The organism is Nonomuraea sp. NPDC059023, assembly GCF_042740095.1.
GTDB lineage: Bacteria > Actinomycetota > Actinomycetes > Streptosporangiales > Streptosporangiaceae > Nonomuraea.
In genome coordinates this window covers 121,785-139,964 of sequence record NZ_JBHYIO010000013.1, presented here as the reverse complement: position 1 = coordinate 139,964, position 18,180 = coordinate 121,785, and the positions used below count along the sequence as shown (strand labels likewise).

22 protein-coding genes are annotated in these 18,180 nt (G+C 70.3%); 7 read left to right on the top strand and 15 right to left on the bottom strand.

Annotated elements, in window-relative coordinates:
- Positions 1–1,353: an FAD-dependent monooxygenase gene (locus ACFWYW_RS23160; protein WP_379612584.1), complete on the bottom strand. Its 1,353-nt coding sequence runs from the start codon at positions 1,351–1,353 to the stop codon at positions 1–3.
- A 78-nt stretch (positions 1,354–1,431) separates the two neighbouring features.
- Between ACFWYW_RS23160 and ACFWYW_RS23155 the strand changes: the two genes are divergently transcribed.
- A complete protein-coding gene (locus ACFWYW_RS23155) occupies positions 1,432–2,031 on the top strand; it encodes a TetR family transcriptional regulator (RefSeq protein WP_379612583.1) in 600 nt (199 codons plus the stop codon).
- Positions 2,032–2,246: 215 nt separating this feature from the next.
- Here the strand turns inward: ACFWYW_RS23155 and ACFWYW_RS23150 are convergent, their stop codons facing one another.
- The 5 genes from ACFWYW_RS23150 to ACFWYW_RS23130 all read right to left on the bottom strand — a co-directional run bounded on the left by ACFWYW_RS23150 (position 2,247) and on the right by ACFWYW_RS23130 (position 7,465).
- Positions 2,247–2,657: a VOC family protein gene (locus ACFWYW_RS23150; protein ID WP_379612582.1), complete on the bottom strand. Its 411-nt coding sequence runs from the start codon at positions 2,655–2,657 to the stop codon at positions 2,247–2,249.
- Positions 2,658–3,058: 401 nt separating this feature from the next.
- On the bottom strand, positions 3,059–5,260 hold the full coding sequence (locus tag ACFWYW_RS23145) for a MarR family transcriptional regulator (RefSeq protein WP_379612581.1): 2,202 nt from the start codon (positions 5,258–5,260) through the stop codon (positions 3,059–3,061).
- A gap of 22 nt (positions 5,261–5,282) precedes the next feature.
- On the bottom strand, positions 5,283–5,480 hold the full coding sequence (locus tag ACFWYW_RS23140) for a hypothetical protein (RefSeq protein ID WP_379612580.1): 198 nt from the start codon (positions 5,478–5,480) through the stop codon (positions 5,283–5,285).
- 240 nt (positions 5,481–5,720) lie between these two features.
- Positions 5,721–5,909, bottom strand: coding sequence for a hypothetical protein (locus tag ACFWYW_RS23135; RefSeq protein WP_379612579.1), 189 nt, complete (start codon positions 5,907–5,909; stop codon positions 5,721–5,723).
- Positions 5,910–6,043: 134 nt separating this feature from the next.
- Positions 6,044–7,465 carry an MFS transporter gene (locus tag ACFWYW_RS23130; RefSeq protein WP_379612578.1) on the bottom strand — a complete coding sequence of 474 codons (1,422 nt, stop codon included), beginning with the start codon at positions 7,463–7,465 and terminating at the stop codon, positions 6,044–6,046.
- A gap of 101 nt (positions 7,466–7,566) precedes the next feature.
- Here ACFWYW_RS23130 and ACFWYW_RS23125 point away from each other — a divergent pair, with 101 nt between their 5' ends.
- From ACFWYW_RS23125 to ACFWYW_RS23115, 3 genes are read left to right on the top strand one after another with little or no spacing between them, the layout of a single operon-like run.
- Positions 7,567–8,439 (top strand): helix-turn-helix transcriptional regulator, encoded by an 873-nt coding sequence (locus tag ACFWYW_RS23125; RefSeq protein WP_379612577.1) that lies wholly within the window; start codon positions 7,567–7,569, stop codon positions 8,437–8,439.
- A gap of 48 nt (positions 8,440–8,487) precedes the next feature.
- Positions 8,488–8,859 carry a hypothetical protein gene (locus ACFWYW_RS23120; RefSeq protein WP_379612576.1) on the top strand — a complete coding sequence of 124 codons (372 nt, stop codon included), beginning with the start codon at positions 8,488–8,490 and terminating at the stop codon, positions 8,857–8,859.
- 24 nt (positions 8,860–8,883) lie between these two features.
- Positions 8,884–9,774: a phosphotransferase enzyme family protein gene (locus ACFWYW_RS23115; protein WP_379612575.1), complete on the top strand. Its 891-nt coding sequence runs from the start codon at positions 8,884–8,886 to the stop codon at positions 9,772–9,774.
- An 8-nt stretch (positions 9,775–9,782) separates the two neighbouring features.
- On the opposite strand, the gene ACFWYW_RS23110 is transcribed toward ACFWYW_RS23115, so the two are convergent.
- Both ACFWYW_RS23110 and ACFWYW_RS23105 read right to left on the bottom strand, forming a co-directional pair.
- Complete coding sequence (locus ACFWYW_RS23110; protein ID WP_379612574.1) at positions 9,783–10,214, bottom strand: DoxX family protein; 432 nt, start codon at positions 10,212–10,214, stop codon at positions 9,783–9,785.
- 31 nt (positions 10,215–10,245) lie between these two features.
- On the bottom strand, positions 10,246–10,590 hold the full coding sequence (locus tag ACFWYW_RS23105) for a VOC family protein (RefSeq protein ID WP_379612573.1): 345 nt from the start codon (positions 10,588–10,590) through the stop codon (positions 10,246–10,248).
- A gap of 84 nt (positions 10,591–10,674) precedes the next feature.
- Between ACFWYW_RS23105 and ACFWYW_RS23100 the strand changes: the two genes are divergently transcribed.
- Positions 10,675–11,544 carry a sigma-70 family RNA polymerase sigma factor gene (locus tag ACFWYW_RS23100; protein ID WP_379612572.1) on the top strand — a complete coding sequence of 290 codons (870 nt, stop codon included), beginning with the start codon at positions 10,675–10,677 and terminating at the stop codon, positions 11,542–11,544.
- Between the two features lie 17 nt (positions 11,545–11,561).
- Here ACFWYW_RS23100 and ACFWYW_RS23095 read toward each other — a convergent pair whose 3' ends face one another.
- The 6 genes from ACFWYW_RS23095 to ACFWYW_RS23070 all read right to left on the bottom strand — a co-directional run bounded on the left by ACFWYW_RS23095 (position 11,562) and on the right by ACFWYW_RS23070 (position 16,120).
- Entirely contained in the window at positions 11,562–12,176 is a 615-nt protein-coding gene (locus tag ACFWYW_RS23095) for a TetR/AcrR family transcriptional regulator (RefSeq protein ID WP_379612571.1), read from the bottom strand.
- Positions 12,173–13,654 (bottom strand): FAD-dependent oxidoreductase, encoded by a 1,482-nt coding sequence (locus tag ACFWYW_RS23090; protein ID WP_379612570.1) that lies wholly within the window; start codon positions 13,652–13,654, stop codon positions 12,173–12,175. The genes ACFWYW_RS23095 and ACFWYW_RS23090 overlap by 4 nt, the downstream gene beginning before the upstream one ends.
- Before the next feature lie 123 nt (positions 13,655–13,777).
- On the bottom strand, positions 13,778–14,971 hold the full coding sequence (locus tag ACFWYW_RS23085) for a cytochrome P450 (RefSeq protein WP_379612569.1): 1,194 nt from the start codon (positions 14,969–14,971) through the stop codon (positions 13,778–13,780).
- 29 nt (positions 14,972–15,000) lie between these two features.
- Positions 15,001–15,372, bottom strand: coding sequence for a DoxX family protein (locus tag ACFWYW_RS23080; RefSeq protein WP_379612568.1), 372 nt, complete (start codon positions 15,370–15,372; stop codon positions 15,001–15,003).
- A 98-nt stretch (positions 15,373–15,470) separates the two neighbouring features.
- Positions 15,471–15,632, bottom strand: coding sequence for a hypothetical protein (locus tag ACFWYW_RS23075; RefSeq protein WP_379612567.1), 162 nt, complete (start codon positions 15,630–15,632; stop codon positions 15,471–15,473).
- Between the two features lie 74 nt (positions 15,633–15,706).
- Entirely contained in the window at positions 15,707–16,120 is a 414-nt protein-coding gene (locus tag ACFWYW_RS23070) for a VOC family protein (RefSeq protein ID WP_379612566.1), read from the bottom strand.
- A 92-nt stretch (positions 16,121–16,212) separates the two neighbouring features.
- Here ACFWYW_RS23070 and ACFWYW_RS23065 point away from each other — a divergent pair, with 92 nt between their 5' ends.
- Both ACFWYW_RS23065 and ACFWYW_RS23060 read left to right on the top strand, forming a co-directional pair.
- Positions 16,213–17,109, top strand: coding sequence for a sigma-70 family RNA polymerase sigma factor (locus ACFWYW_RS23065; protein WP_379612565.1), 897 nt, complete (start codon positions 16,213–16,215; stop codon positions 17,107–17,109).
- A complete protein-coding gene (locus ACFWYW_RS23060; protein WP_379612564.1) occupies positions 17,106–17,525 on the top strand; it encodes a VOC family protein in 420 nt (139 codons plus the stop codon). Before ACFWYW_RS23065 ends, ACFWYW_RS23060 begins: the two co-directional genes overlap by 4 nt.
- On the opposite strand, the gene ACFWYW_RS23055 is transcribed toward ACFWYW_RS23060, so the two are convergent.
- Positions 17,496–18,137, bottom strand: coding sequence for a TetR/AcrR family transcriptional regulator (locus ACFWYW_RS23055; protein WP_379612563.1), 642 nt, complete (start codon positions 18,135–18,137; stop codon positions 17,496–17,498). The genes ACFWYW_RS23060 and ACFWYW_RS23055 overlap by 30 nt on opposite strands.
- Positions 18,138–18,180: the final 43 nt, after the last annotated feature.

The window sequence follows — 18,180 nt, the reverse complement described above, 5'->3', positions numbered from 1 at the left end:
TCAGAGCCTTTCTCTGTGTAGGAGGCGGTCCAGCGCCTCCGCGAGATGGTCAGGGTCGGCCGAACGCCAGGCGACGAATCCGTCGGGCCGGACGAGCAGCGCCTCAGGTCCGGTGCCGCCCGGCCGGACCTCGATGCCGAGCGGTTCGGCGGCCGCGCGCCAGCGTTGTTCGTCGCTCCCGGCCAGGAGGACGAAGGATCGGGCCGACAGGTCGAAGTGGGGGATCATGCCGCCCGGCAGCAGCGAGGGCGTGCGGGGATCTTCGAAGCGGTCGCCGTCGCCGTACCGGAAACCCAGTTCGAACGTCAGGCGATCGACGGGCAGTGGTTCGGCGGGCGCGGCCATGTGCGCGGGGAGTCTGCTCAGCGCGTCACGCACGGTCAGTTCCGCCAGCGGCCGGCGCTCGGTGTCGTAGGAGTCGAGCAGGGCCGGTCCCGCCTGGCCCGACAGGACGAGCGCGAGCTTCCAGGCGAGGTTGTGGGCGTCCTGGATACGGGCGTTGCCCATCAATCCGGGCGTGGGCGGCGAGCTGTACGCGGACTTGCCCGCCAGCAGCACGCGCCCGCGCACGAACCGGTCGGCGATCCGCGCCGAGATCTCCAGCGGCGTGCGATCGACCAGCTCGACGGGCAGGTCCGGGCGCCCGGCCGCGGTCCTGATCAGCTCCACGCACCGCTCCGGCGTGAGGTCGGTCATCGCTACGGTGAGCCCGAACACGCCGGGCTCCTCCGGCAGCAGCAAGCCGTTCACGCTGCCGAGCAGGTAGCCGTCGCGCAGGTCGAGGTCGGCGCGGAAGCTGATGGTGAGCTGGCGGCCGAGGTTGTCCGGTCCGTGTGCGGGCACCCCGGCCGCGTCCCTGAGGGGCGGGCCGCCGGCCGCGATCAGGTAGCGGGCCTCGACCGTCGTACCGTCCCGCAGGATGCCGGTGACCTGGTCCGTGCCCACGTCGAAGCCGGTCAGCGTGGCGCCCAGGCGTAGCTCGGCGCCACGCTCGCGTGCCTGGGTACGCATGACCGTCTCCAGGTCGCGCTCGTTGCAGACGCACACCGGCACCTCGCTGACCTGTGGAGGGACGGGTTGCCACAGTGAGGGCAGGCGGGTGCCCGCCCTACCGGTGAGCGTGTCGGCCATGATCAGGCCGCCGCTGTCGTATCCGAGCTCGATGGCGCGGACCGGCCGTTCCAGCCCCGCGCCTCGCAGCACCGCCATGGTGCGCGGGTTGAGCCGGTGGTTTCGCGGCGCCCGGGGTACGTCCCGTGCGCTCTCCACCACCAGGCATGCCAGGCCGTACCGGCCGAGGAGAGCCGCCATGGTCAGCCCGCTGAGGCCGCCGCCGGCAATCAGTACATCCATTCTTCATCACCCGTTGGAGAATCTAGCGTCATGGCACGCATACTTCAACGGGTGTTGGAGAAAATGTAGAATCACGTCATGAGCGGACGATCAGGCCGATGGCGCAGCGGGGAGAAGAGCCGCCACAAGATCTTGGCGGCGGCACGCGTGCGATTCGCCGGCGACGGCTACGATCGCGCCACCGTACGGGCCATCGCCGCCGACGCCGGCGTGGATCCGTCCATGATCAGCTACTTCTTCGGGGGCAAGGACAAGTTGTTCGCCGCCGTACTCGAGGCGCCCGACAGCCCCCGCGAGCCGGTCGCCGAACTGCTCGCCCATGGCGTCGGCGGCGTCGGCGCCGAACTGGTCCGGCGCTTCCTGCAGGTGTGGGACGCCAGCGCGAGCCTGGAGCCGATCCTGACGCTGACCATGTCCGCGGGCAGCCAGGATCCGTCGGCGCAGATGTTGCGCGAGTTCATCGACAAGGAGTTCACGGCGCAGGTCGCCGACCGGCTCGAAGGCCCCGACGCGGCGATGCGCGGCGCGCTCATCACCGCCCAGCTCATGGGGCTGGCGGTGGCCAGGTACGCCGTGCGCGTCGAACCGATCGCCTCGGCCGGCCACGATGCGATCGTGACGTGGGCGGGGCCGGCCGTTCAAGCCATGCTCGACGGCGACGCCGTCCCCGATCGGTGAGGATCGGCTCACCCGGTCCAGGTCCGCGGGGATGGGCAGTTGCAGGGGTGCGTCGATGGTGAAGCGGGCGGGTCGCAGCCGCGCCGCCACGCGGCGGCAGGGAGAGGCGGCCATGGCGTGGCGCCGACCGCCCGCACGACCGAGGAGAGCGCCCAGGTCCGCCATGAGGCCTGCCACCGCATCGCTCGGCCGCTGACCTCGCGTCGAGTCAGGTCTTAGTCGTGCTTGGGCCAGGTCGGCCCCTGGTCGGTCCAGGTGACACCCTTGTTGCGGCACAGGCAGAAGGGGTGGCCGATCGGGTCGGTGTAGATCCGCCAGCCGAAGCCCTCGGGGCCGATGAAGTCCTGCCGCAACGTCGCGCCGAGCTCGACCACGCGGCGCTGCTCGGATTCGATGTCGTCCACTTCGAAATCGAGGTGGAACTGCTTGGGGTGCTCGGTGTCTGGCCACTGCGGGGCGCGGTAGTCGTCCACCCGGATGAAGGCCAGCTCGATCTCACCGAACTGGATACCGGCCCAGTCCTCGTGGCTGCGTTCCTTGATCGGGCGGCCTGTCACCTCGGAGTAGAAGGCCGCCAGCGCCATGGTGTCCGGGCAGTCGATGATGAAATCGGTGAGCTTGAGCATCCCGCGAGCTTGCCAGAAGATCACGGAAGCCCGAGAACGTGTCGCTGGACCCCGATGATTCTTTGAGACAGCGGTGACCGGGATGCCACAGCCATTCACCATGCCGCCCAGGCTGTGCCCCTGTTCCACCGGGACAACGACCAACGCTTGTCGGGTCCGCGGGGCAGGCAGAGCGGGCACCGTCTGCGCGCCTGTCGTAGCCGGCTCAGGCAGGTTGTGGCGGGCCGATCTCGATCGTGCGCCCGCTCAGCCACCTCGTAGAACCGCGCCGGGTGGCGCTGCTGCCTTTCTCCTGGTCTTCAGGTGTGATCCCACTCCTACTCACGTCCAGCGCTATGAGGAGAGCCACCCGCATCGTGCGCGTCTGGAGACGAGCAAGGTGCCGTGTCCGGCGCCCTGTGTCACGCTTTGGGGACGTCGAACAGGTCGATGAGCCGCCGGATCGGGATGTCCTGCGGATCGGGGTGGCGCAGGTAGCGGCCCGGGACCAGGGTGTAGTGGTTGCTGCTGCCGCGGCGCACCACCTCCACATAGCCGGCCTGCTGCAGGTCGGCCACGATGGCCTGCACCGCCCGCTCGCTGAGCCCCAGCCGGTCGGCGATGTCGCGGCTCAGCAGGTCCGGATCGCGATCGATGGCGACCAACGCCCGGGCGTGGCTGGTCAGAAACGTCCACCCTGTGTAGGTGGCGGAGAGGCGGTCGTGCAGTTCGGCGTGCCGGAACTGGTAAACCGGCCCGACGGTACGCAGTAGTCCTAGTCGATGGGCGTCGTCAAGGAATCTCATCAGCCGTCGAGGCAGACGCCGCTTGGCCCGGAGCATGGCTATCGTGGTGAGGTAGGTCACCGCAGCCGTACCGAGTTCTCTGAATCCGAACGGCACTGTGACGATGAATCCCTGCCGTCGCGGAAGTGGGATCTTGAGTGAAGTGCCGAGACCGCCGGTGAGCCCAAACGCGATCGCAGCTCCGAAACCCGCCGCCGGCCCGAAAGTGAGCCCGAACGTTATCCCCACAGTGAGCCCGACCGCGAGGGTATGTGCTCCCGTCATCTTCAGGTCGCCGTTGAGCGTGGATGAGGGGGTACTTGCGCGGGCGGTGGCCGAGGGCTCTGCGATCAAGCCGGTGTACCCGAACGCGAGTCCTGTGACGATCGGATAGACGAGTGCGACGGTCAGCGCCGCCACCGGGCCGACTATGAACGCGACCGCAAGCGCGATCACGATCCCGACCACGGCCGTGAGCCTGAGCGCGAGGCGGAATTCGCGGGCGAACCGGCCGATGCGCCCGCGAATTCGCAGATTGGCATGGGTGGGTTCCGGGTGGAGTTCCTCACTGAGCCCGAAGAGAAGTCCTCCTAAGACACCGCCCGGGATCATCAGTATGAGCCCGACTTTAAGGGAGAACTCGAATCCGAATCCGAACCCGAACACAAGGCCACCGCATATCCCGACCGCTATTCGGACCCCGTGTAGCGGTCCCCGCACCGACTTGCGAAGGTGCGACCAGTCGAGCTCACGAGTGCCGGTCTTGTCCAGGTGATGCGCGAGGTAGCCGAGCCACTGGGCCACTTGGCCGGGGTCGTAATGGCGGCGAGGCCGGAAATGCTCGGCGGGATTACTGCTGGGCAGACGAGTTTCGATGAGTTTGGGGATGAGGCGGTCGAATAAGTGGGAGCGTAGTGCGTGGTAGTCGCTGCCCAGAGGGCCCGTCAACGGGGCAGGGTCGGCGTCAGGGGTGACATAGACGGTGCGGATCAGCCACAGGCCCAGCGGGGTGGTTGCCATCCTGGCCAGGCCGGCCGGTGCGGGACCGGCGGTCAGGGCCGTCAAGACCGGCTCCCAGGCGTCCGGCAAGGCGTCGGGCAGGCAGGAGCGCAGGTAACCGGCGGCGTCAGCGGGGGTGAGAAGCTGGGGGATGATGATCACGGCGGCGGTGAGTGGCCGGCCTGCAGCACTGACGGCGGTGGCGAACTCGGCGCTACGGCTGGTGAGAATGAGCTGGTCGCGGGCGGACAGTGAGGCGTTGAGCGCGGCGATGACCCGAGCGCGGGCATCGTCGGGAATCTCGTCCAAGCCGTCCAGGACGGGCAGGATGTGACCGCCGTTCACGAGCGCGGCTGCGGCGCCGGGGCCGAACTCGGGGGCGGCCAGCGCCGGGTAGTCCTGGACCAGTCGAACGGCGAGCCAGTCCTGCAGGTGGGGGTGGGCGTCGAGGTCCCAGCTGGAGACTGGGAGGAGCACCGGCACCGGCACAATCTCCCCGGGGGCGGCGCGGGCCTTGTCGGCCTCGCGGACGGATAGCAGGTGGAGCAGCAGTTGCACCGCCAGGGTGGTCTTGCCCATCCCCGCCGCGCCGGTGATGACCAGCCGGCGCCGGGCCAGAGCCTGGAACGCCTTGGCCAGGCGCTCGATGTCGTCGCTGCGGCCGGTGAAGTCCGGTTCCGCCTCGGCGGTGACCAGGCGGGGGTGGCTCATCAGCGTCTCATCGGTGGACAGCCGCCAGAGCACGGGAATCGGGTCGGGGTCATTCAGTAGGCGGTGCCGGGCTTCGTCCTGCCACTGCCGATCCACCAGAATGGCCAGCGCCCGGGCGGCGCTGTCCACTGCGGCATCGGTCGGGAAGGTTTCACCATCGGAACGTCGAGCGAAGGGCGACCAGCGCTGCCACGGCGCTGGCGGCGGCCAGCGTCACGGCGACGACGTCCGCGAGGTTGACATCGGCGGCCGGTTTCCAGGCACGCCACACGAAAACCACCAGAGTACCCAGGGCGATGGTGGCCAGCACGGCGAGCGAGATCCGCAAGCCGCCCCTGCGTCTGTTCACGCTGACATCGTCCCCTCTGGGCATGCCGTTCGGCGGGGTCGCACGCGAAATCATCATCATTCGGTCGTTGTCGGCTGTCGAGAGGCCGCGGCGACGGGCCTGCCCGTCTACTTCTGCCTGATCACGCAGACCGTGACAGCAAGGCACGAACGACAACACATCAACGGCCTCCTCCGGCAGTACGTCCCGAAGAACACCGACCTCCGCACATTCACACAGGCCCAGCTCGACGCCATGGCATCAGAACTCAACCACCGGCCACGAGAAATGCATGACTACCGCTCGCCCGCCGAAATCTCGCGGCGCATGCCTTCGGCCGTGCGGTCCCATGACGCCGGGGCCGGCGAGCTGCATGGCGCCGTAGCCGAACCGGGTGACGGTCAGGTCGCCCAGGGCCCACGTGCCGCCGGGAAGTGAGGTGGAGAACATGCTGGGGCCTCCGTCTCGTGTCGGGGGTGCCCATCGGCGCCCTGCACCACTATTGGTGAGTAACATCCTGCTGGGAAGTGCGCACTTCAGGGTGCGTAACACACCCGCCAACGTGGAAGGCCCGAGCCGGGGGGTCAGCGGCGGGGGAGGGCGAGGGCGCAGAGTGCGAAGGCGACGGCGAAGGCGGCTTGCACGATCATGCACACGGCGAGTGCGATGGTGTAGGTGGCACCGGCGGGTGCCGCTGATCCGGCAGTAGCCGCGGCGAGTAGCCCGCCGGCCACGGCGACGCCGAGGCCCATCGCGGCTTGCTGTGTCGTCTGGAGCGCTCCCGACGCCGCCCCGGCGGAAGCAGGCGGGACGTCGGCGATCATCGCGCCGACGAGGGGGCCGAACATGAACGCCTGCCCGATGCCGACGCCGACCAGGGACGCGGCGAGAGTCCAGGAGTTCAGGCCGGTGCCCTGCAGGAACACGGAAGCCGCGGTGACCGCAAGCAGCGCCGCCTGGATGACGCCGCCGATGATCAGCAGCCGGCGGAACCCGAAGCGCGGGGCGAGCTTCCCGGACCAGACGGAGACGGCGAAGAAGCACAGGGCGTACGGAAGCAGCACGAGAGCGGCGTGCATCGGGGTCCAGCCCAGCCCGGTCTGTGTGGTGACGGCGTAGAGGAAGGTGAACGCGCCGAAAGCCGACTGGAGCATGAGGGCCATCACGAGTCCGACGCGGTAGGAACCCAGGCGGAACAGGGGTGGCGGGACCAGCGGGACGCGGTCGGCGCGGTGCAGCCGTAGCTGCCGGCTCCAGAACGCCGCGAACAGGACGGGGACGGCGGCGAGCAGCCCCCAGCACCAGGCGGGCCAGCCGAGCGCGGCGCCCTGGGACAGCGGGACGAGCAACGAGACGAGGGCGGAGCCCAGCAGCACGGTGCCGATCAGGTCGAGCGAGTGGTGGCCGGGAGAGCTGGTGGCCGGCACCCAGCGCAGGGCGGCGAGAAACGCGAGGACGCCCATGACGACACTCACCGCGAAGACCATGCGCCAGCCGGAGCCGAAGAGCAGCACTCCGCCGAGGATCTGCCCGATCGCCGTCGCGCCTCCCGCGGTGGCTCCGAACAACGCGACCGCCCTGGCGCGTTCGCGGCCCTGCGTCGACGCGGTGATCGTCGCGAGCACCTGGGGAACCATCGCCGCCGCTGAGACGCCGGTGAGGGCGCGCGCGGCGATCAGGACGATGACGGTGGGGGAGAGGGCCGCCATCAGCGAGAAGAAGGTGAAACCGGCCATGCCGAGAAGGAACAGGCGGCGGCGCCCGTACAGGTCACCGAGGCGCCCGCCGAGGACCATCGGCACCGCGAAGCCGAGCGAGTACGCCGAGACCACGAGCGATTGCTCGGCAGGGGAGGCGTGCAGTGACGCTCCGATATCGGGTACGGCGATGCCCGCGGCGGCGAAGCTGACCACCGAGAGGAGCAGAGCGGAGAGGGTGGCGAGGAGCCCGGGAAGCCCGAGCGTCCGTGGCCGGGATCGGGTCGTTGGTGTCGAGGTTGTGGTCACGGGTCGATGCTGCGTGGTCGCTGATCCGGGTACCAGAAGCCTGGTTATGGGGGTATCAGCCGAACCTGGATGGGCGACCGTGGGTGCAGCAGTATGGAGTCATGACCGACACGATCTCCCCGAGCGCCCGGCGTGAGCTCGGCGATTTCCTCCGCACCCGGCGCGAGCGGCTGAGTCCCGGCAGGGTAGGACTTCCGGCCACCGGGCGGCGTCGCACGCCGGGGCTGCGGCGCGAGGAGGTCGCGGTGCTCGCAGGGGTGGGGGTCACGTGGTACACCTGGCTGGAGCAGGGGCGGCCGATCAACGTCAGCACGCAGGTGCTCAAGGCGGTCGGCCGGGCGTTGCGGCTGGACGAGGCGGAAACGCGGCATTTGCGGAGGCTTGCCGGCGTACGGACACCGGCCACGGACCCGGCCGGATGCGACCCGGCTCTGCTGGCCGCCTTCCAGCCGGTGCTGGACAAGCTGGATCCCTATCCCGCGTGCCTGCAAACGCGGCTGTTCGACGTGGTGGCGTACAACCGCGCGTACCGGCACCTCTTCACCGACATGGACCTGATCCCGTCCACTGAACGGAACTGCGCCGTGCAGTTCTTCACCGACCCCGACTGGCGCAGCCGGTACGTCGACGACGACATCGTCGCGACCAGGATGGTGGCGAGGATGCGCGCCGCGGCGAGTGCCGGGACGGCGGGAGCGGATGCCTCGAGCGTGGTCGGGCGGTTGCTGGAGCGGTCGGACGAGTTCGCGCGGCTGTGGAGCCGCCACGACGTGCTCCTCCAGCACTACGAGGTGAAACGCCTTGAGAGTCCGCTGGTGGGGCTTCTCCAGCTGAACTTCGTTTCCACCGACGTCACGGAGACGGGCCACCGGCTGATGGTGATGACCCCCGGCGACGAGGAGACATCGCGGAGGCTGGAACAGTTGTCAGGCCTGGCGGCGACCGTGCCTGGTCTCCTGGGTGATCGGCGGTGACCGAGAAGAGGCGTACTCGCCACCGTCTGCCTGGCCTTCTTCATGACGATGCTGGACACCACCATCGTCAACATCGCGATCCCCGGCCTGCGGGCCAGCCTCGGCGCCTCACTGGGCCAGGCGTTATGGGCGCTCAACGGCTACACGCTCGCCCTCGCCGGACACGAGACCACCGCGAACGAATCGGTCGCGGCGTACCTGCCTGCCGTCAACCGTGATCCCGTACGGTTCGCCGATCCGGATCTCTCTCCCTTGTCGCGGCGGACGCGCCGCCACCTCGCCCGGGTGGAGACGCGCATCGCCTGTCCCGCGCTGCTGCGGCGCTTCCCGGCCCTGAGGCTGGCGGTGCTCCCCGAGGAGGTGCCGACGCGGACGGACCGGGTGGTCTACGGCGTGGGTCGGCTCCTGGTCGAGTGGTAGGCACGGGGTTCGTAGAGTAGGCACATGATCTACGCGGTGATCCCTTTGACCGATACCGTCCGGCGAGCCGTCAAGGAGCAGTGGGGTGTTGACGGACATGCGGAGGCGGTGCGGCTGCACGGTGGGGAGGAGTCGGCCGCGTACCGGCTCGGGGACCATGTGGTACGCGTCGGTCCCGAGTGGCGCGGCAGCGAGGAGACGGAGTGGTGTCACGCGGTCGCCCGGCACGCCGCCACCCGGATGCCCGAGGCCGTCGCACCGCTGACCACGTTCGACGGCGCGACGGTCACGCGGGTGGAAGGACGGCCGGTGTCGCTGTGGCCGCTTGTCCAGGGGAGCTGGCCGCAGGAGTCGGAGCAGGCCGACCAGGCGGCCCGTCTGCTGGCCCGCCTGCACAACGCCCTGTCCACGGCCCGCCCGGGGCCCCGCCCCGTCCGGTCCTTCGCGGAGTACGGGCTGTTCGGCGCCGAGGACGGCCCCGGAGGGCACGGCGGCCTCGACGACCCCGATCTGGATCGCTGGCTCACCGAGTTCCACCGTACGCACGCGAGCCGTCATCCCTTGCACGGCGACTACTACGCGGGCAACACGCTGGCCCATGGAGACGTGCTCACGGCGGTCCTGGACTGGGACGAGTCCTTCGTGGGCGCTCCGGAGTACGAGCTGGCCGCCGCCGCGACCGAATGGGGAGAAGACGAGCTTCCCCTGGTACGCCGGTTCGTCGACGCGTACCTGGACGAGGGCGGAACGGCCGGAGACCTCGGCGACGAGGCGCTGGCCCAGCTGATCAGGCACAAGCTGCGCAGGGAGGCCGCCTACTTCGAGCAGTCCGTCGCCCGCGGCGTCACGCACGACCAGGAGGACCTCGACTATCACCACGACCGGACCGAGCTCTTCCACCGCCTCCGGCCCTGACCCTCGGGTCACGCACGCTGGGGCACGCTGGGCGGTCGTTCCCCGCGCAGCAGATCCCGCCAGTCGGCCGGCCAGTTGAGCAGGGCGAAGACGAACATGATCACCAGGTTGGTGGGCGCGGCGACACGTTCGTAGAGCTCGCTGCCGGCCACGATGTGCGTCGTGGTCGCGGCGGTGAGGACCAGGATCAGGGCCGTCGCGCCGACGAACCTGAACCGCCGGCGGGGGATGACCAGCAGAACGGCGCACACCCCCTCGATGGTCCCGACCACGAACCTGAACCAGGACGGGTACCCCCACTCGACGAACTTCACCGAGTACGCCGGCCCGAAGAACGTGGGGCCGGGCCAGTACTTCGTGACGAAGCCCATGAAGAAGGTGAACGCCACGAACCAGTAGAAGGCCGTCAGCAGCCGTCGCGGCCACACGCGGGTGGACATGATGGTTTCCTCCGAAAGGGATGGCGGCGGTTCAGGCGGGCTGGATGAGGCCGATGACGTTGCCGTCCGCGTCGGTCACCGAAGCGACCAGCTTGCCCCCGCCGACGTCCTTGACCTCCTGCGACGTCGTCGCCCCCGCGTCGAGCAGCGCCCGCAGGCTCGCCTCGATGTCGTCGACGTGCCAGTACGCGACAGGCCCTGACATCCCCTTCCTGTGGCCCTGCGGGTCCAGGCCGATGTCCTGGCCGTTGACGGAGAAACCCACGTAATACGGCTCGTCCATGTACGGCTCGACGCCCAGCAGCGCGCCGAACATCGCCTTGGCGGCGGTGAGATCCTTGACCGGGTGAATGACGGTCTTGATGCCATGAGTCATGACGTACTCCTCGTGTGTGCCGGTCACATCGGCGAAGGCCGGCGGGTCATAGACATGACACGACCCGACGAAGGAATGTGACCGATGGGTGACCACGAGTTTCTGGCCGGCCGATTCGAGGAGCATCGCCGCCACCTGCGGGCGGTGGCCAACCAGCTGCTCGGTTCGACGAGCGAGGCCGACGACGCCGTCCAGGAGGCGTGGCTGCGGCTCAGCCGTTCCGACACCAGCGAGGTGGAGAACCTGCGGGGATGGCTGACCACGGTCGTCGCCCGCGTGTCGCTGAACATGCTGCGCTCGCGCGCCACCCTGCGCGAGGACCCGTGGGAGGCGGTCGCCCCGGACCCGGCCGGTGACGGCGGGAGCGAGCCGGAGCAGGCCGCGCTGGTGTCCGACTCGGTCGGCCTGGCGATGCGGGTGGTGCTGGACATGCTCGCTCCGGCCGAGCGGCTGGCCTTCGTCCTGCATGACGTCTTCGCCGTGCCGTTCGAGGAGATCGCACCGATCGTGGAGCGCTCTCCGGCCGCGGCCAGGAAGCTCGCCAGCAGGGCCAGGCGGCGGGTCCAGGGGGCGGATCCGCCGTCCGGAGCCGACCTGCTGCGGCAGAGGGAGATCGTCGCCGCCTTTCTCGCGGCCTCACGGGGCGGCGACTTCGGCGCGTTGATCGCGTTGCTCGATCCGGACGTGGTGCTGCACGCCGATCGTACGGCCGTGCTGACGGGCGCGTCCGGACGGCTCCGCGGCGCCACGGCGGTGGCCGGGACTTTCCGCGGCCGTGCCCAAGGCGCGCGGCTGGCGCTGATCGACGGGGCCGCCGGGGCCCTCTGGTCGGGGGGCGGTCAGCCGCGCATGGCGTTCGACTTCACGATCGCCGCGGGGCGGATCACCGAGATCAACCTGATCGCCGATCCCGATCACCTTCGCGAACTCCATCTGGAGGTCGTCGAGGACTGACCACGCCGGCCGGGCGATCAGCCGTCCCGCGCGGGCGGGTACAGCCCGGCCTGGCGGTAGATCGCGGTGAGGTACCGCAGCATCTCGGCGGCGTCCGGCGGGGTGGGCTGCAGGACACGGTAGGTGACCGCGCCGGCCATCATGTCGATCAGCACGTCCAGGTCGGCGTCGGCGGCCACGGTGCCGTCCTGCTGGGCGCGGCGCAGCATCACGGCGGCCAGCTCGCGGCGGGGCAGGATGTAGTGCTCCCAGTAGACGGCCATCAGCCGCGGGTGGCTCACCGCCGAGCCCATGATGCGGGCGACCAGCGCCCGGAAGTCCGCGCTCGCCGCCATCTCGGCCGCCGCGGGCAGCACGCGCTCGACGATGTCACGCGGCCGCAGGGCGTGGACGTCGGCGGCGGACGGGATCACCTCGGCGCGTACCCACTGCTCGATGGCCTGGGCGAGCAGGTCCTCTTTGCTGCTCCAGCGGCGGTAGAGGGTCAGCTTGCCCACGCCGGCGCGTTTGGCGACCTGCTCCATGCTGGTGCCCTCGACCCCCCGCTCGACGAACAGCTCCAGCGCGACGGCCAGGATCGCGGTGTCGGTTCCGGGGTCGCGCGGACGTCCCCGGCCTCGGGTGGCGGTCATGCCAGGGCTCCGTCCAGCCAGCGGGTGACCTCGGTGGAGCCGCCCTTGCAGGCCAGGTGGCCGTCAGGGCGGATGAGCAGAGCGAGCCCGCCGGCGGGCGCGGTGGGGCGGAGCCGGACGACGCGGTCGCCGAGCCGCCGCCGGGCCGCCTCGAAGGCGGACTCGGCGCCGGGGCCGTCGCCGAGCACTGCCCAGGTGCCTCGCAACTCGGCGTACAGCCGGGTGCGGCCGCCGTCGGGACGCTCGCACGCCAGATCGCCGACGCGGTCACCGGGGCGGGGCTTGGCGCCGCGCCTGCCGCCGAGCGGGCCGCGCCGGTAGCTCACCCACAGCTGGGAGGTGGTGTAGGTGGTCCACCGCTGGATCCACGCCCGGTTGAAGACGCGCAGCAGTACCTGGTCGCGCAGCAGCCGGCCGAGCGGGCTGCCCGCGATGTTGACCTTGGTGGCGGCGGTGCTGCCGCGCAACACCGCCGTGGCCAGCGGGCGGCGTTCGGCCTGGTAGGTGTCCAGCAGGGCGTCCCCGGCCCGGCCCTGAACGACGAGGGCGAGCTTCCAGGCGAGGTTCTCGGCGTCACCGAGCCCGGTGAGCATGCCTTGGCCGCCGAACGGGGCGTGCACGTGCGCGGCGTCCCCGGCCAGCAGGACGCGTCCGGCGCGGTAGGCGTCGGCCAGCCGCCGGTGCACGCTGAACAGCGACGCCCAGGTGACCTCTCCCAGGTTCAGGCCGGACAGGCCGGTCCGCGCGGGGAGGATACGCCGCATACGCTCGGCGATCTGCTCCTCGCCGGGCTTGTCATCCTGGAAGGCGGCGTCGTACGCGATCAGCCGCCACAGGCCGCCCGGCATCGGCATGGCGCCCAGCATGCCGTCGGCGTGCACCCAGCCGCTGGTGCCCGACCGGTCCAGCGCCGGCTCGTCGAGGTGGCCGTCGACGAGCAGGAACCGTTCGCTGACCTTCACCCCGGGAAAGCCGATGCCGGCCAGCTTACGCACCGCACTGCCGGTGCCGTCGCAGCCCACCATCCAGCCGGCCCGGACGGTGGAGCCGTCGGCCAGCATCGCGGTGACGCCGGTGCCGTCCTGATGGGCCTCGACCAGGCCGTTGCCCCATTCCGGCCGGACGCCGAGGGCGGCCAGCCGTTCACGCAGCCGCGCCTCGACCCGCGCCTGGGAGATCACCATGGGCGGGGCGGCGGTGCCCAGCCCGGGGTCGCCGAACCGGATGCGCATCATCGGCCGGTCGCCGGCGTAGGTGGTGATCGTCATCGCCCGTACCGACTCCTGCGCCAGGCCGTCGAGGGCGTCCAGCCGGTCCAGCACTTCCGAGCCTCTCGCGTGTACGAAGTTCGCCCGGGAGGTGGTGGCCGGGAGCGCGGCCCTGTCGATGACACGTACCGAGACGCCGTGCTGGAGCAGCCCGCACGCCAGCGCGAGCCCCACCGGTCCGGCTCCGACTACCAGGACGTCCGCGTCCATCGAACCTCCAATATATTTACGAGACGGTTCCGTAAATAAATAATGCCGCTGATGGGCCGGTCTTGTCCAGCGCGTGCTCCTAGAGGCTGACGGCTCGGGCCGGGTCGCGTCGGCCTTACCTCCTCACCAGGTCACCCGTAGCGCGTTCAGGCCGAACGCGACGCTGAAGGTCCGGAAGCTCGTCTGCTCGAAGGGGTCGGCGAGAGCGAGGCCGGGGAAGCGCCGCAGCAGGGCGGGCAGGGCGATGCGCATCTCCATGCGCGCCAGCGGCGCGCCGAGACAGTGGTGCACCCCGTGGCCGAACGCGACATGACCGGCGGACTCCCTGGTGACGTCGAGCCGGTCCGGCTCGGCGACGAACGCGTGGTCGCGGTTGGCGGCGGGCAGCGAGCAGATCACCAGCGCGCCCGCCGGGATGACCTGCCCGGCGATCTCCACCTCGGTCGTCGTGGTGCGGGGCGGAGGGGACTGGGAGATGGACAGCCACCGCAGCAACTCCTCGACGGCGGGCTCGATCCGCGCCGGGTCGTCACGGATCATCGCGACCTGGTCCGGATGACGCAGCAGGGCCAGGGCGCCCAGGCCGAGCATGTTCGAGGTCGTCTCGTGCCCGGCCAGCAGCAGCTGCCCGGCGACGCCGATGAGCTCGTCGGTGCTGAGCTCGTCGCCGTGCTCGCGTACCAGCATGCCGAGCATGTCCTCGCCCGGATCGGCCTGTGCCTGGGCGACCAGGCCGGCCAGGTAAGCGCGCTCCTCCCGCCGCACCGCGGCCAGTTCCTCCGCCGGCAGGGAGGTGTCCAGCTGGCGCACGGAACGATCCTGGAACGCGGCGCGGTCGGCGTACGGCACGCCCAGCAGCTCGCAGATCACCAAGGACGGCACCGGCAGCGCGAAGTGCGCCACCAGATCGGCCGGCTTGCCCGCCTGCTCCAGATCGTCCAGAGCCGCTTGGACGATCTCGACGATCCGCGGTTCGAGCCGGCGCATCCGCCGTACCGTGAACTCGGGGGTGAGCATCCGGCGCAGCCGCGTATGGACCGGCGGGTCCAGCCCGATCAGTTGCCCGGCGCGCATCCTGGCCACCTCGCCGGGGTCCAGGGCGCCGGCTCCGCGAAGCGGCGTCAGGGCGCTGCTGAACCGCTCCGGATCCGCAAGGACCCGGCGGACGTCCTCGTGGCGGCAGACCAGGTACCCGGGCAGGCCCCAGGGCGTCTCCACCCGGACCACGCCCTCATCGTCGCGGGCCCGGGCCAGCTCATCCGCCGGGTCCAATCCGTTCCGCCGCATCTGCAGCGGCGGCTGGTTCGTTTGCGTCATGTTCGTCCATCCGTCCTTATGGGGCACGTTCACCAGCCGTAGGGGCCGAACCGCCCCCAGGCGACGAGCACGCAGAGCACGAGCAGGACGGACGTGGCCCTCAGCCCGGCCGGCTCCTTCCTGCGCAGGTGCATGGCCCCGGCCAGGGCCATCATGATCGCCAGCCCGGTCGCGGCGATCGGCGTCAGGACGGGTGCGATCCCGACGGCGGCCGGCACGATCAGCCCGATCGCGCCCAGCAGCTCCGCCACGCCGATGGCCCGCACGGCCGTCTGGGAGAACATCCGCGCCCACGGGTACTTGCCGGTCAGCTTGTCCTTGAGCCGGAGGAGTTTCTCCAGGCCGGACATGGCGAACATGGCGGCGAGGACCGCCTGCACGATCCACAGGAACATGTTCATAGAGGTGTCTCATCTGTTGTCGTCGACGTTCGGGGATTCCCGCTGTCCAGGCGACGAACGAGCGGCCGCCACGGGGACACCACCGTGGCCCATGCCTTTCAGGCGGGCGCTGGATGGGCGAAGTCCATCTCCTTCATGAACGCCACCCTGCGCTGCCACGGCACGAACAACCGGGAGATCACCGGCATCTTGAGCATCCGCGTCAGCGCCCCGCGCCGCAGCAGCTCCACCCGGCCGACCGGGACGAACGCCGCACGCACCCTGTCGGCCTTCGGCCCGGTGAACCCGGCTCGACGAACGAACCCACCTCCGAGGGGACACCCGGGCTTGCCGGCTACTCCGCGTAGGGCTGGTCCGTTCCGTGGGCGCTGTAGCCCAGGCTCCAGATGTAGCCGTCCGGGTCGGCGAACACGCCGCCGTACCCGCCCCAGGGCAGGGCGCCGGCCGGCTTGAGTATCGTGGCGCCGGCCTTCTGAGCCTCGGCGATGATCTCGTCCACCCGCGCCTCGCTACGGACGACGTAGGTCAGCACCAGCCCGCTGAAACCGCTGCCATCCGCGCTCGTGCCCACCTGGCCGGCCAGGCCTTCGCGGCCGTAGAAGCCGACGGGCGAGGCTCCATCCGATGCGAAGAACACCGAGATGCCGTAGTCGTCCTTGATCTTCCAGCCGAGCCCCTCGGTGTAGAACCGCTTGGCCCGGTCCATATCCCGGACGCCGAGAAGGATGGAGCTGACGTGCGCTTTCATGGCATATCTCCCTATGTCTCGCCCGGGGACGTCACATCGGCGTGCGTTCGCCGGTCAATAGGTATGACCGGCGAAACGGAGGAATGTGACAGATGGCCGAGCAGAACTGGCTGAGCGAGCGGTTCACCGAGCACAAGGACCGCCTGCACGCGCTGGCCTACCGGATGCTCGGCTCACCCGGCGAGGCCGAGGACGCGGTTCAGGAAACCTGGCTGCGGGTCAGCCGCGCCGGCACCGGCGACCTGGAGAACCCGGCCGGCTGGCTGACCACGATCACCGCCCGCGTCTGCCTGAACATGCTCGAGGCACGCCGCAACCGGCGCGAGGAGCCGGCCGGCGTGCTGCCGCCCGAACCGGCCGCACCGCGGACGAGCCTCCCCCCGGGTACGCACGCGGGCATGCATCCGACCGGCCCGTCCGGCCCGGAGGAGGAGGCGCTGCTGGCGGACTCGGTCGGTGCCGCGCTGATGGTGGTGCTGGACACGCTGACGCCCGCCGAGCGGCTCGCGTTCGTCCTGCACGACGTGTTCGCGGTGTCGTTCGGCGAGATCGGGGAGATCATCGAACGCTCCCCGGCGGCGGCCCGGCAGCTCGCCAGCCGCGCCCGGCGCCGGTTGCAAGGAGCGGCCGACGCCTCCGACGCCGCGCGGTCGCCGAAGCGGGAGATCGTCGCCGCCTTCCTGTCCGCCTCCCGCAACGGGGACTTCGCCGCCCTGCTGGAGATCCTCGATCCGGATGTCGTGGTCGGCGAGGTCCGCGGCAGCCACGCGGTGGCGACCTTCTTCGCCGGACGGGCCGAGGCCGCCCGGCTCGCTCTGGTCGACGGCGTCGCGGCGGCGGCCTGGTTTCATCTCGGCCGGCCGAAGGCCGTGTTCGCGTTCACCGTCAGCGACGGGAAGATCACCCGTATCGTCATCGACACCGATCCGGAACGGCTGCGCGACCTCGACATCGTCGTCCTCACCGCGAGCGACAAGGAGCGGCGGTGACCGGCCCGGACCTCCGGCTGGCCTCCTGTGCTCTAGCCGTCCATGACGTCGATGAGGCGCTCGGCTTCTACCGGGACGTGCTCGGCTTCGCGGCCGGCGAGGACGTCGCGCACGAGGGGATGCGATGGGTGAGCGTCACCCCGCCCGCGCAGCCGCACATCCGGATCCACCTCACGGCACCCGGCACAGGATCGCTGGGCGGTCTGACCTTCGCGACCGACAACTGCGACGCCACCTTCGCGCACATCGAGGCCGCGGGCGCCGAAGTGATGCAAGAACCGATCAACCGGCCCGACGGGACCAGGGACTGTGCCTTCCTCGACCCGTCCGGCAACATGCTGCGATTCACCGAACCCGCCGAGCCTGCCGGGTCGCGACGTTGGATCTCATGGGGTGCCGGCCGAAGGGTTCAGTAGTTCGCGGGCCAGCGCCTCACCCCACCAGCTCTCGATCCGGTCGGGCGACCAGGAGCGTTCGATGTGAAGGGTGGTGTAGACGTCGATGTTGCACAGGGCGGCGTAGATGTCGACGGCGGTCGGGATGTCGAGCCCGGGGCGGAGCGCGCCGTCCGGCCAGGAGGAGAACACCTGGGTGCGGTACTCGCCGACCTGTCGCCGGCCCCGCAGGTAAAAGTCCGCGAAATCGGGCTCGGTACGGCCCGCGTCCCGCATCAGCGCGATCAGATCGCCCGCGCGCTCGAAAAGACGCCGGTCGTAGCCGGCCATCGTGGCCAGGTGTTTTCGGGGGTCGGTGGTGGCCTCCAGCTCATCGAGCGTCTGGGGCAGCCCCGCGGCCATGTCCGCGGCATCGGCCAGCGCCCAGACCAGCCCCGCCTTGTTCTGGTAGGCCGCGTACACGGTCGGAACGGAGACCCCCGCCTCCCGGGCGACGTCCCGCACGGTGGTCGTCGCCCACCCCTGGGACAGGAACAGCCTGCGCGCGGCGTCGGCGATCTCCGCTCGCGTCTGATGTGCCTGCGTCACGCGGCGCAGCGAGGTGTAGCGGCGCCGCCCTGTCTCATTCTCCATGATCGCACCAAGTCGTGTCAGAGCTTATATTCAATACACGAAT